Origin of the sequence: Streptomyces sp. NPDC047525, from assembly GCF_040643025.1 — a bacterium.
In the GTDB taxonomy this organism is placed as follows: domain Bacteria; phylum Actinomycetota; class Actinomycetes; order Streptomycetales; family Streptomycetaceae; genus Streptomyces; species Streptomyces durmitorensis.
Genome location: NZ_JBEYTL010000021.1, coordinates 1 through 12528, shown reverse-complemented (window position 1 = coordinate 12528; position 12528 = coordinate 1). Strand labels below are relative to the sequence as shown.

At 70.6% G+C, this 12528-nt stretch carries 10 protein-coding genes; 3 read left to right on the top strand and 7 right to left on the bottom strand.

All coding sequences use genetic code 11. The features are described 5' to 3' along the window. Positions 1-12: 12 nt before the first annotated feature. The 4 genes from ABZ833_RS39080 to ABZ833_RS39065 form a co-directional block, all read right to left on the bottom strand. On the bottom strand, positions 13-768 hold the full coding sequence (locus tag ABZ833_RS39080; RefSeq protein ID WP_361057605.1) for an MIP/aquaporin family protein: 756 nt from the start codon (positions 766-768) through the stop codon (positions 13-15). A gap of 396 nt (positions 769-1164) precedes the next feature. Next, positions 1165-2355, bottom strand: a complete 1191-nt coding sequence (locus ABZ833_RS39075; RefSeq protein ID WP_361057603.1) for a lipid-transfer protein — start codon at positions 2353-2355, stop codon at positions 1165-1167. Further along, positions 2352-2795, bottom strand: a complete 444-nt coding sequence (locus tag ABZ833_RS39070) for a zinc ribbon domain-containing protein (protein ID WP_361057787.1) — start codon at positions 2793-2795, stop codon at positions 2352-2354. Before ABZ833_RS39070 ends, ABZ833_RS39075 begins: the two co-directional genes overlap by 4 nt. Positions 2796-2897: 102 nt before the next feature. Then, on the bottom strand, positions 2898-3704 hold the full coding sequence (locus ABZ833_RS39065) for a M15 family metallopeptidase (RefSeq protein WP_361057601.1): 807 nt from the start codon (positions 3702-3704) through the stop codon (positions 2898-2900). 85 nt (positions 3705-3789) lie between these two features. Between ABZ833_RS39065 and ABZ833_RS39060 the strand changes: the two genes are divergently transcribed. Beyond that, a complete protein-coding gene (locus tag ABZ833_RS39060) occupies positions 3790-4323 on the top strand; it encodes an NUDIX domain-containing protein (protein ID WP_361057599.1) in 534 nt (177 codons plus the stop codon). Here ABZ833_RS39060 and ABZ833_RS39055 read toward each other — a convergent pair. Then, positions 4314-6695: a TIM-barrel domain-containing protein gene (locus ABZ833_RS39055; RefSeq protein WP_361057597.1), complete on the bottom strand. Its 2382-nt coding sequence runs from the start codon at positions 6693-6695 to the stop codon at positions 4314-4316. The genes ABZ833_RS39060 and ABZ833_RS39055 overlap by 10 nt on opposite strands. 216 nt (positions 6696-6911) lie before the next feature. Here ABZ833_RS39055 and ABZ833_RS39050 point away from each other — a divergent pair, with 216 nt between their 5' ends. Next, complete coding sequence (locus ABZ833_RS39050) at positions 6912-8894, top strand: acetoacetate--CoA ligase (protein ID WP_361057595.1); 1983 nt, start codon at positions 6912-6914, stop codon at positions 8892-8894. A gap of 76 nt (positions 8895-8970) precedes the next feature. Then, positions 8971-9864 (top strand): hypothetical protein, encoded by an 894-nt coding sequence (locus tag ABZ833_RS39045; protein WP_361057593.1) that lies wholly within the window; start codon positions 8971-8973, stop codon positions 9862-9864. Between the two features lie 58 nt (positions 9865-9922). Here ABZ833_RS39045 and ptsP read toward each other — a convergent pair whose 3' ends face one another. Both ptsP and ABZ833_RS39035 read right to left on the bottom strand, forming a co-directional pair. Continuing rightward, the gene (gene ptsP, locus ABZ833_RS39040) at positions 9923-11593 is read right to left on the bottom strand and encodes a phosphoenolpyruvate--protein phosphotransferase (protein ID WP_249591225.1); all 1671 of its coding nucleotides are present in this window, start codon (positions 11591-11593) and stop codon (positions 9923-9925) included. Between the two features lie 77 nt (positions 11594-11670). Further along, positions 11671-12120, bottom strand: coding sequence for a PTS glucose transporter subunit IIA (locus tag ABZ833_RS39035; protein ID WP_361057591.1), 450 nt, complete (start codon positions 12118-12120; stop codon positions 11671-11673). Between the last annotated feature and the right edge of the window lie 408 nt (positions 12121-12528).

The following is a 12528-nucleotide window of genomic DNA, read 5'->3' as shown; positions in this document are numbered from 1 at the left end:
CTACCCCTTGAGTCAGAAGGCTACGTGGTAGATGAGGCCTGCGAGCGCTCCGCCGACCAGGGGCCCGGCCACGGGGATCCAGGCGTAACTCCAGTCGGACGTGCCCTTGTTCGGGATCGGCAGGAACGTGTGCACGATGCGCGGGCCCAGGTCACGGGCAGGGTTGATGGCATAGCCGGTGGGCCCGCCGAGCGAGAGGCCGATGCCGACCACCAGGAACGCCACGATCAGCACGAGCGTGCCGGACTCGCCGAGGCCCTTGTTGAGGCCGAAGGCGAGCAGCGGAAGCACCAGGGCGATGGTCCCGATGACCTCGGTGAGGAGGTTGGCGACCGGGTTACGGATCTCGGGGATGGTCGAGAAGATGCCGAGGGTGGGCGTCGGCTGGTCCACGCTCCGGCCGTCGTTCGTCTTGCCGCGCGGGACGTTGGCGTTGAACTGCGCGAAATAGACGAGATACGCGAGTGCGGCGCCGAGCATGGCCCCGATCATCTGCCCGAGCACGTAGACCCAGACCTTGCCCCACTCGCCCGTGTCGACGGCGATGCCGAGCGTGACGGCGGGGTTGAGGTGACCGCCGGAGAGCGGCGCGGCGGTGTACGCGCCCGCCATCACGCCGAAGCCCCATCCGAAAGCGATGACGATCCATCCGGAGGCCTTGGCCTTCGAATAGTTCAAGGTGACGGCGGCACATACGCCGGCGCCGAAGAGAATCAGGATCGCGGTGCCGATGATCTCACCGACGAAGATGTCCCCATTCGAGTACATGGCGGCTCCTAGGGCCTCGCCCGGGGCGGGTGGCCCCGGCTACTCCGTGCTGGGTGCGTTCCACGACTACTGCCTGGCCGTGCCCGGTGACTTCAGCCGAAGGCAGGGGTGTCCCGCGCCCCGCCCGGCTTCCATGGCGAGCGTGCCGTCGCAGTCGAATCGCCCAGAGGGGGATGACCCGCTGAACAGGCCCTTCGTGCAGACCCTTCGCGCGTACAGGGGCCCTGAATGGCGCGGAGCCGAAGTGCGGCGATGCCGACTGACACCGGAAGTGTTCACCGGTGGTGATGGAGCGTCAAGGTCGCGGACGGCAACGGTTAACCGGCGTGAGCGCTTCCCCCACGACACACCCCCGGTCTTCCCCCGTGACAAGCCGTACAGGACCGGTGACAGCACTCAGCGCACGGCGACGACCGAGGAACCGTGCCCGAAGAGACCTTGATTCGCGGTGATGCCCGCGCGCGCCCCCGCCACCTGACGCGACCCTGCCGTGCCCCTCAACTGCCAGGTCAGTTCGCAGACTTGGGCAATGGCCTGAGCCGGAACGGCCTCTCCGAAGGAGGCGAGCCCGCCACTGGGGTTGACCGGTATGCGCCCGCCGGGAGCGGTCGCGCCCTCCCGCAGCAGCTTGGCCCCCTCTCCCTCACCGCAGAGGCCCAGGTCCTCGTACCACTGCAGTTCGAGCGCCGTCGACAGGTCGTAGACCTCCGCGAAGGAGAGTTCGTCGGGCCCGATGCCCGCTTCTTCGTACGCCGCGCGTGCGATGGAGGCGCGGAACGTCCCGTCGGCCGGGTCCACGGCGGCCGCGGAGTCCGTCGCGATGTCCGGCAGGTCGAGGACGGTGGTCGGATACGTCGGCGTCACCGTGGACACGGCCCGGATGCGCACGGGGCTGGTCGCGCCGCGGCGCCGCGCGAACTCCATGCTGGAGAGCACGAGCGCCGCGGCGCCGTCGGAGGTCGCGCAGATGTCGAGCAGCCGCAAGGGGTCGGCGACGACGGCCGATGCGGCCACGTCATCGGCGGTGACGGTCTTTCGGTAGCGCGCGTTCGGATTGAGCGCCCCCGACGCCGCGTTCTTCACCTTGACCTGGGCGAAGTCCTCCAGCGTGTCGCCGTGCACCGCCATCCTGCGGCGGGCGTACAGGCCGAAGTACGTGGGGTTGGTGGCGCCCAGGACGCGGAACCGCAACCAGTCGGGGTCGTCGTGCCGGTCACCTCCCGCGGGCCGGAAGAACCCCTTGGGCGCGGCGTCGGCCCCGACCACCAGGACGACGTCGGCGAGGCCCGCGAGGATCTGCGTACGTGCCGTGTTGATCGCCTGGGCCCCGGACGCGCACGCCGCGTACACGCTCGTGACCCGCGCGCCCTGCCAGCCGAGCGCCTTGGCGAAGGTCGCCCCGGCGACATATCCGGGATAGCCGCCGCGCACCGTGTCCGCGCCGACGATCGAGCCCACGTCGCGCCACTCGACCCCGGCGTCGGCGAGCGCCGCGCGGGCCGCCGCGGTCCCGTACTCGATGAAGCTCCGGCCCCACTTGCCCCACGGGTGCATGCCCGCGCCGAGCACCGCCACCTCGCCGGTCATGCGCCCACCCCCACAGGCCGCCAGTGCCACGTCGTCCAGGTCGTCGCTGAGTCCCCGTCGGCCTCATCGGCCTCTTCGAGCACGCCGGGGACGACCTCCACCTCCATGCCGACCTCCAGATCGGCGGTGGTGACCCCCGGAACCGCCTGGCCGAGCACCACCATGCGCTCCGCCTCCAGCTCCACTGCGATCAACGCGTAGGGCTGCCAGGGAAGTTCCGGATCGGAGGCGTAGGGCGCGGGCGGCCGGTAGCGGCTGTCCGTGTACGACCAGACGCGGCCGCGCGGGGAGAGCGGCACCTCGTCGAGGTCACCGCCCGAGCAGCCGGGATTGCGGCAGAAGCCGTCCTCGCGGGGGAAGAAGACACTGGCGCAGGCCGAGCAGCGTGTGCCCAGAAGGCGGAAGTTGTCTCCCTCCCCGGCGAACCAGTCGGCCACCACGGGAGTACGCGTACGCGACAAGGCTCCTCCACGACACTGGATCTGACGGAACGTCAGAAGTGTGCCACGGGCAACCGGATCGCGTCAGTAGTGCGGCACTCGCTACTTCCCGCCCAGCGAGCGGCGCGTCACGGGAAAGTCGAAGTAGGTGTCGGGGAAGAGCTCGGGCTTGTACGTGAAGTGCCACCACTCCTCAGGAAGGTTCGCGAAGCCGACCTTGGTCAGCGCGCCCCGCAGCAGATCGCGGTTGGCGCGCTGCTTCCCGGTGATCCGGGGGGCGTCCGTGTGGGAGAGGGTGTCGAAACAGTCGAAGCCCGTCCCCATGTCCACGGAGTTGTCCGGGAACCGCTCGGCCTTGGGCCCGAAGCAGGGCTTGAGTTCCTCGCCGGGAACGTACGGACGTGTCGGCAGGGCGGGCAGCTTCACGACCGTCAGATCGAGCGTCGAGCCGCGGCTGTGCCCGGACTTCGCCGCGATGTAGCCGTCCTCGAACAACCGCGACTTGTCGACATGGAGATAGAACTCGGCCTTCATGCGTACGTCGCCGAGATCCTCGGCCCAGCGCACGAACTGGTCCACTGCCCGCTGCGGCCGGTAACAGTCGTACACCTTCAGGGAGTAGCCCTTGCGCAGCAGCGTGCGCTGAGCCTTGTGCAGTGCCTTCGCCGCGGGCTCCGTGAGGATGCACATCGGCTTCTTGTAGCCGTCGATGGGCTCGCCCACGAAGTTGTGCGGCGTGACGTAGCGCATCTCCTGGATGATCGTCGGGTCGACGTCGCGCAACGCGACGTACTCATCCGGCGCCTTGGGCTCGGGCTTGGCGTGGGCGGGCGCGGGGGCGGCGGCCACGGCCACGAGGGCGGTGGCGGTGACGGCGAGATTCCGCAGGGCGGGGGCAAGTCCTGTCATGAACCCTGCATTTATCAGGATCCGGCCCCGGAGGGAAAGACCGTCACCGGAGTGATCGGACGGGTGATCGGATACAGTCCGCGGCGTGTCCGCATCACAGCACCACGCCGACCCCGCCCCGGGCTCCCACTGTTCGAGCTGCGGGACGCCCTACGGGGAGCACGTTTCCGCCTGGCCCCGCACCTGCGCGGCCTGCGGAACGGTGGCCTACCGCAATCCGCTGCCCGTAGCGGTGGCCGTGCAGCCCGTGTACGACACCAAGGGCACCGCCCTCGTCGTCGTGACCCGGACCATCGCCCCCGCGCGCGGGGGAGTGGTCCTGCCCGGAGGGTTCATCGACGACCGGGAGGACTGGCGGGACGCCGTCGTCCGCGAGCTCAAGGAGGAGACCGGCATCAGCGCGGCGAGCCGCGACGTCCGCCTCGCGGAGGCGCTCAGCGCACCCGACGGATACCTGCTGCTCTTCGGGGTCCTGCCCGAGCGCCCGGTGGCCGAGCTGCCGGACCCCGCCCCGACGGACGAGACCGAAGGCTGGCACCTGCTGCACCGCCCGGCCGAACTGGCCTTCCCGCTGCACACGTCGGTGGTGCGCGCCTGGTTCGAAGGGCGCTACATCTGAGGCTGCGGCAGCCCCCGCACCGTCACCGGCAGCCCGACCTCACCCGCGGCCTCCTCGCCGTCCCGGCCGTCCCGCTCGACCACCACGCGACCGCCGACCCACCGCGCGGTGAACCGCTCGATCTCCGGCTCCTCCCAGCCGTCACCCGCGTCCGCGACCACCAGGCCGCCGCCCGTACGCCCCGGGGCGGGCGCCCACACCTCCAGCTCGATCCCGCCGTCGGTTCCCCGCACCGGCAGCACCGCGCCGGCCCGCGCGAGCACCGGGATCCGGGACAGCGGCGCCTCCAGGAGCACATGGGCGGGGCCCTCGTACGCCTGGCCGGTCGCCGTGTCGTACCAACGTCCCGGTGGCAGCCGCACCGTACGGCGAACGGCCCCCGGCTCGAACACCGGCGCCACCAGCAGACAGTCCCCCAGCAGGAACGCGTCCTCGCAGTCACGCAGCGCACGGTCCTCAGGATTGCCCCACCACAAGGGCCGCACGTACGGCGTACCCGTACGCCGCGCCAGATGCGCGAGCGTCACGAAGTACGGCAGCAGCCGCCTGCGTTCGACGAGCGCCACGCGCGCGTGCTCGAGCACATCGGGACCGAACTCCCAGGGCTCCCTGCGCCCGGCCCGCAGCGCGGCATGCGTACGGAACAGCGGCAGACACGAACCGAGCTGGAACCACCGCAGATACAGCTCCGGCGACGGGCTCCCGTCGAACCCGCCCACATCAGGACCCGAGTACGGCACGCCGCACAGCCCCAGGCCGAGCACCAGCGACAGGGACGCACGCAACCCCGGCCACCCCGTGGCCACATCCCCGGACCACGTCCCTCCGTAGCGCTGCATTCCCGCCCACCCGGAGCGCGAGAAGACGAACGGCCGCTCCTGGGGATGCAGTTCGCACAGCCCCTCGTACCCGGCACGGGCCATGCCCAGGCCGTACACGTTGTGCGCCTCACGGTGGTCGCCGCCGCGCCCCTCCAGGGCGTGCCGGGCCGAGCGGGGCAGCGTCGGCTCCCCGAAGGCGGCGAAGGACACCGGCTCGTTCATGTCGTGCCAGAAACCCGCGAACCCCTGGGCCAGCCGCTCCTTGTAGAGGCCGCCCCACCACGCCCGCACCCGCGCGTCCGTGAAGTCCGGATACACCGCCTGGCCCGGCCAGACGACCCCGTGCACCGTCCGCCCCGCGGCGTCCCGCACGAAGGCGTCCGTCGCCCTGCCGCTGTCGTAGACCTCATTGCCCGGCTCGGCCTTCACCGCGGGGTCCACGATCGACACCAGGCGCACGCCGTCGGCGAGCAACTCGTCGGCCAGCTGCGGCAGATGGGGATAGGTCTCCTTGTCGACGGTGAACACCTGGTGCGCTTCGTAGTGATCGATGTCCAGATGGACGGCGTCCAGCGGCAGCCCCCGCTCCCGATATCCCGCGACGATCCGCCGCACCTCCTGCTCACCGCCGAAGCCCCACCGCGCGTGATGGTGCCCGAGCGCCCACGTGGGAGGCAGCGCGGGCGGACCGGTGAGCGAGGCCCAGGTGTGCAGCACGCGCGCGGGGGTGCCCACGATGACCCAGCACCGCAGCGGCCCCCCGTCCATGCGCACCTCGCACGCGCCCGCCCTGTCGTGCCCGGAACCGGCGCCCTCCTCGCCCTCGCGCACCGTCACGGAGCCGTCCCACGTGTTGTCGTGGAACACCAGATGACAGCCGACGTCGGCCACCACGAGCTGCACGGGCATGGTGATGTACAAGGGACCGTCACCCGGCCCGAACGAACCCCCCGGATCGGTGTTCCACATGCGGTACGTCCCGTTCGGCAGCCGCGGCCCCCGCGCGCGGCCCCCCAGCCCGAAGAACCGCGCGTCCGCCGCCACTTGCGAGCGCTGCGACCAGTGCCCCGCGCCCCCGTCGACCGGCTCCCACCAGCGCGGCGGCAGATCACGGCGCAGCATCAGACCACCGGGCGTGCGCAGCTCCACGGCGCCGAGCCGCGAGACGACCACCGTCGCCCGCTCCGACACCACCCGCCAGCCGCCCTCCTTGTCGGGTTCGAGGACGGCCCGCGGGTCCGCCTCGGGACTCCCGCTGACGAGCGCGTACGAAGGATCGGGCTCCGCACCGTCCCAGCCCCAGAAGATGGCCCCGCCCGTCGTGACCCGCACCCGCAGCTCGGAACGGGCGAACCGCACCACCCCGCCACCGGGCCCCGGCTCCACACCCGTCACCGGGCCGGGCATCCGCGCGCGCTCGACACCCCGGGGGGCGAGCCCGACCGCGTCCGCCCGCCGCCTGCGCCAAGATGACCGCACCGCACGCAACCCCTGCGCCGTACCGACCAAGCTGACAGCCTTCATCGAACGCACCAGGTCACGACCGTTCATGCTGCTCACCCTGCCACCGAAGAAGCCGCGCGTGTGGATCGTTCAACTGCCGTTCACCTGGGGTGACGGCACATAGTCGCCACGCCGACTGTGTGAGGCACACCCTGGTGTCGAAATCGATCACGTGGCATCGTCCCTGTCAGCCGTGTCGCGCGCACAATCCAGCACGCGCGCACCACACACGCATACGACGCGTACAGCCCGGGAGCCGCCCCAATGTCCTCAGCGAACCCCTCGCCGCTCTGGCAGCCCGACCAGGAACGGATCGCCGCCGCGCAGGTCACGCGCTTCCAGGCCTGGGCCGCCGAACACCACGGAGCACCCGCCGACGGCGGCTACGCGGCACTGCACCGCTGGTCCGTGGATGAACTGGACACGTTCTGGAAAGCGGTCACCGACTGGTTCGACGTGCGGTTCTCCACGCCCTACGCGCGCGTACTCGGCGACCGCTCGATGCCGGGCGCCGAGTGGTTCCCCGGAGCCACGCTCAACTACGCCGAACACGCACTGCGCGCCGCCGAAGACCCCACGCGCATGAGCGACCCGGCCCTCCTGCATGTTGACGAGACCCATGAGCCGGCCACCGTGACCTGGGGTGAGCTGCGCCGCCAAGTCGGCTCCCTGGCTGCGGAGCTGCGCGGACTCGGCGTGCGCCCCGGAGACCGCGTCAGCGGCTACGTCCCCAACATCCCCCAGGCCGTCGTCGCCCTCCTGGCCACCGCGGCCGTCGGCGCCGTCTGGACCTCCTGCGCCCCGGACTTCGGCGCACGCAGCGTCCTCGACCGCTTCCAGCAGGTCGAACCGGTCGTCCTGTTCACCGTCGACGGCTACCGCTACGGCGGCAAGGAGCACGACCGCCGCGACGCCGTCGCCGAGCTGCGCCGCGAACTGCCCACCCTGCGCGCCGTCGTCCACATCCCGCTCCTTGGCACCGAAGCCCCCGAAGGCGCCCTGGAATGGGCCGCCCTCACCGCATCGGACACGGCCCCCGTCTTCGAACCGGTCCCGTTCGACCACCCCCTGTGGGTGCTCTACTCGTCCGGCACGACGGGCCTGCCCAAGGCCATCGTCCAGTCCCAGGGCGGCATCCTGGTCGAACACCTCAAGCAGCTGGGCCTGCACTGCGACCTGGGCCCCGACGACCGCTTCTTCTGGTACACGTCCACCGGCTGGATGATGTGGAACTTCCTCGTCTCCGGCCTCCTCACCGGCACCACGATCGTCCTCTACGACGGCAGCCCCGGCTATCCCGACACCGGCGCACAATGGCGCATCGCCGAACGCACGAAGGCCACCCTCTTCGGCACATCGGCGGCGTACGTCATGGCCTGCCGCAAGGCGGGCGTGCACCCGGCCCGCGACTTCGACCTCTCCAGCATCCAGTGCGTCGCCACCACGGGCTCCCCGCTGCCGCCCGACGGATTCCGCTGGCTGCACGACGAGTTCGAGGACACCCCCGGCGGCCTCTGGATGGCCTCGGTCAGCGGTGGCACGGACGTCTGCTCCTGCTTCGCCGGAGCCGTACCGACCCTGCCCGTCCACATCGGCGAGCTCCAGGCCCCCGGCCTCGGCACGGACCTGCAGGCCTGGGACCCCCAGGGCAAGCCCCTGATCGGCGAGGTCGGCGAGCTCGTGGTCACCAACCCGATGCCGTCCATGCCGATCCACTTCTGGAACGACCCGGACGGCAGCCGCTACCACGACAGCTACTTCGACACCTACCCCGGCGTCTGGCGCCACGGCGACTGGATCACCGTGACCTCGCACGGCTCGGTCGTCATCCACGGCCGCTCCGACTCCACGCTCAACCGCCAAGGCGTACGCATGGGCTCGGCCGACATCTACGAAGCCGTCGAACGCCTCCCGGAGATCCGCGAATCCCTCGTCATCGGCGTCGAACAGCCCGACGGCGGCTACTGGATGCCCCTCTTCATCCACCTCGCCCCCGGCGCCACCCTCGACGACGGCCTCCGCGAACGCATCAAGCAGACGATCCGCGCACAGCTCTCCCCGCGCCACGTCCCCGACGAGGTCATCGAAGTCCCCGGCATCCCGCACACCCTCACCGGCAAGCGCATCGAGGTCCCGGTCAAGCGGCTGCTCCAGGGCACCGCACTGGACAAGGCGGTCAACCCCGGCTCGGTGGACAACCTCGACCTGCTCCGCTTCTACGAGGAACTGGCCCGCAAGCGCTCCTGATTCCCCGCCCAGCGGCCGTTGTCAGTGCTCCCCATTACTCTGAGTGAGCATTGATCGACGGATCGCAGGGGGAATCATGGCTCGCACCCAACACACCACCATGCGACGCGCACTGCGCCGCGAAGTCGCCGGAACCATCGGCCTGTTGGCCGACGAGGACGACTTCGCGGCGATGCGCCGCTACCGCACCTTCACCTTCGACGACCACAAGACCTACCTCCGGCAGGCCGAAGGCCTCCTCAGGTCACTCGCCTCCGAGGGCGGGCACACCGCCATCGCGCTCTTCGACCCGGAGGAGTACGAGGAATACTGCGCCGAGGCCGGCCTGGACCCGGACGCCCCGGCAAGCCGCACCCGCTTCACCGCGGAGCTCGCCGCCATCGGACCCACCGTGCCGTACGACGGCCAGCCCCTCTCCGCTCTCCTCCCCGACCTCGTCGACGAGGCGGTCCGCCAGGCCACCTGGGAGTACGCGACGATGCTCCTGGCCCGCCTTGGCACCTGCGCCGTCTGCGGCGAGGACATCGGCCGAGCCGCCTTCGGCCGGGCCGCGGACCTGCTCGTCCAACTGCTCGACACCTCAGGACCCGGCACCCGCCACCTCGTCTGCAGCGTGCCCGCCACCCCGGAGACACTCCTCGCCGCACTGCACGCCGCGCAGGACACCGAGGGCAACGCCGAGCTCGACGAGACCGAAGCCCTGGAGTTCACCACGGTCCTCGCCGTCGGGATCGCCACCCACAGCGCCGCGGGCCTGGTCATGCGCACCACCGCGGACGGCAGGCCCGACCGCGTCCAGGGCTGGCGCCTGCACGGCGAGCGACTGCTGCCCCTCACCGCCGCCGAGGTCTTCGACGCCTACTGCACCGACGCGGTCTCAGGAGACCTCGTCGCCCCGGAATCCGGCGTCGACTACTGCGCCGCACCACCCATCGGGGACGACGCACCCGACGGAGGGCACCGGCACTGAACGCCGAGGGGCGCCCCACCCATGCCGGATGGAGCGCCCCTCACACACCTGATTCCTGCTACTCGCCGGACAGCACCGCCTGCGCGGCCTTCCGCGCTTCCTCGGCGCTGTCCGCGGCACGCGCCGCGGCCGCCGCACGCTCGCACTGAGCCAGCGTGTACTTGCCCAGCGTCGCCCGCACGTAAGGAATGGACGCCGCACCCATCGACAGGGAGGTGACGCCGAGACCGGTCAGCACACACGCGAGCAGCGGGTCGGACGCAGCCTCGCCACAGACACCACAGCTCTTGCCCTCGGCCCGTGCCGCATCGGCGGACAGCGCGACCAGGTCGAGCAGCGCGGGCTGCCACGGGTCCTGCAGCCGGGACACGGCGCCCACCTGACGGTCGGCCGCGAAGGCGTACTGCGCGAGGTCGTTGGTGCCGAGCGAGAGGAACTCGACCTCCTGGAGAATCGAGCGCGCCCGCAGCGCGGCCGACGGAATCTCCACCATGGCACCGAACTTCGCCTGCAGCCCCGCCTCGCGGCACGCGTCGGCGAACGCCTTGGCGTCGATGCGGTCGGCGACCATCGGCGCCATGACCTCGAGGTAGACCGGCAGCCCTTCCACGGCCTTGGCCAGCGCCGTCAGCTGTGTACGCAGCACGTCGGGGTGCTCCAGCAGCGACCGCAGCCCACGCACGCCGAGCGCCGGGTTCGGCTCATCGCCGGGCGTCAGGAAGTCGAGCGGCTTGTCGGCACCCGCGTCCAGGACACGTACGACGACGCGCCCCTCGGGGAAGGCCTCGAGCACCTTGCGGTACGCGTCGACCTGCTTCTCCTCCGACGGCGCCTTGGTGCTGTCGTCGAGGAAGAGGAACTCGGTCCGGAAGAGACCGACACCCTCGGCCCCGGCCTCCACCGCGGCCGGCACGTCCGCGGGACCGCCGACGTTGGCGAGCAGCGGCACCTTGTGCCCGTCGGACGTCGCACCGGGACCGGTCGAAGCGGCGAGCGCGGCCTTGCGCTCGGCGGCCGAGGCCTCGAGCTGGCTGCGCTTCTCCGCGCTCGGCTCGACGAAGATCTCACCGGTGCTGCCGTCCACGGCGACCACGGTGCCCTCGGCCAGCTCACCGGCACCCGGCAGAGCGACAATCGCGGGCACACCGAGCGCCCGCGCGAGAATCGCGCTGTGACTGGTCGGCCCACCCTCCTCGGTGACGAAGCCGAGCACCAGCGCGGGGTCGAGCAGAGCCGTGTCCGCAGGCGCGAGGTCGCGCGCGATCAGGACGTAGGGCTCGTCGCTGTCCGGCACACCGGGCATCGGAACCCCGAGAAGCCGGGCGACGATACGATTCCGCACGTCGTCGAGGTCAGCGACGCGACCGGCCATGTACTCGCCGGCGCCCGCGAGCAGCTCGCGGTAGTGGGAGAACGCGTCGTAGATCGCGCGCTCCGCCGAGCTGCCGACGGTGACGCGCCGGTCGACGTCGGCCATGAGCTCGGGGTCCTGGGCGATCATGGCCTGCGCCTCGAGCACATGCTGTGCCTCGCCACCGGCCAGATTGCCGCGCGCATTGAGATCGGCAGCCACAGCTTCCACCGCCTGGCGGGCGCGCCCCTGTTCGCGCTCCGCTTCCTCCGCGGGAATCTGCTTGGCAGGCGGCTCGAGCACCGCCGTCCCCATGTGCCGAACTTCGCCGATCGCCACCCCGTGGCTCACGCCGACGCCTCGCAGCGTTGTCTCCATTTCACCCGTCTCCGATAGAGCGACGGGCCCAGCCGCCGCGGTGGATGTCCTAGCTGCCGTCAGGGACGGCGATGACGTCACTTCCAGCTGAAGAGAGAGTCCCCAGCCTTTACGTCGCCATCCTCCACGAGGCCGGAGAGGGACTCGGCAGTGGCCTCGAGTGCCACGATCGGACAGACCGGAGACTTGCCGGCCGCCTCGACGGCCGCGGGGTCCCAGCGCACGATGGCCTGACCGCGCTGAACGGTGTCCCCCTTGTTGACGAGCAGCTCGAAGCCCTCGCCGTTGAGCTGGACGGTGTCGATGCCCAGGTGCGTCAGCACGCCGTGCCCCTGGTCGTCGACGACCACAAAGGCATGGGGATGGAGCGAGACGACGATGCCGTCGACGGGGGCGATAGCCTCGGAGGGCTCGCGCACGGGGTCGATGGCGGTGCCCGGTCCGACCATCGCGCCGGAGAAGACGGGGTCCGGTACTGCAGAGAGCCCAATGGCGCGTCCGGCAAGCGGGGACGTCACGCTGGTCATGGCAAGCCTCCCAGGGGGTGGAGATTCGTAGCCGCCGTCACTGCCTGTCCTGGACGACGCACTGTTCTGAAGAGTAAGTCATAAAAAGTCCCGGTTCCGCGCGAGAGGTCCCGGATGACTGAGTAGGGGCACTGCACAAACGATTTGCGCCCGCCCAACGCCCCATGTACAGTCGGACTCCTGCCTGAGGCAAGCGACGCGATCAAGCGTCCGGACTCGGCGGCATCTATCAAGTCAGATCCTAATCCCTGGGTCCGCTTCTGCGTGCTCGCAGTCGAGTGGTCAGGGAGCCGAGAAAGTCCTGATAGAGTTTGGAACCGCCGGAAAGGGAAACGCGAAAGCCGAAAGGCCGGAGCGGAAACCTGAAAGGCACCGAGGAAAATCGGACACGAAAGAGTCTGATAGAGT

Coding starts and splice junctions, on each gene's coding strand:
- ABZ833_RS39050 (WP_361057595.1), top strand. CDS start 6,912: ATGTCCTCAGCGAACCCCTCGCCGCTCTGGCAGCCCGACCAGGAACGG.
- ABZ833_RS39045 (WP_361057593.1), top strand. CDS start 8,971: ATGGCTCGCACCCAACACACCACCATGCGACGCGCACTGCGCCGCGAA.
- ABZ833_RS39065 (WP_361057601.1), bottom strand. CDS start 3,704: ATGACAGGACTTGCCCCCGCCCTGCGGAATCTCGCCGTCACCGCCACC.
- ABZ833_RS39075 (WP_361057603.1), bottom strand. CDS start 2,355: ATGACCGGCGAGGTGGCGGTGCTCGGCGCGGGCATGCACCCGTGGGGC.
- ABZ833_RS39055 (WP_361057597.1), bottom strand. CDS start 6,695: ATGAACGGTCGTGACCTGGTGCGTTCGATGAAGGCTGTCAGCTTGGTC.
- ptsP (WP_249591225.1), bottom strand. CDS start 11,593: ATGGAGACAACGCTGCGAGGCGTCGGCGTGAGCCACGGGGTGGCGATC.
- ABZ833_RS39080 (WP_361057605.1), bottom strand. CDS start 768: ATGTACTCGAATGGGGACATCTTCGTCGGTGAGATCATCGGCACCGCG.
- ABZ833_RS39035 (WP_361057591.1), bottom strand. CDS start 12,120: ATGACCAGCGTGACGTCCCCGCTTGCCGGACGCGCCATTGGGCTCTCT.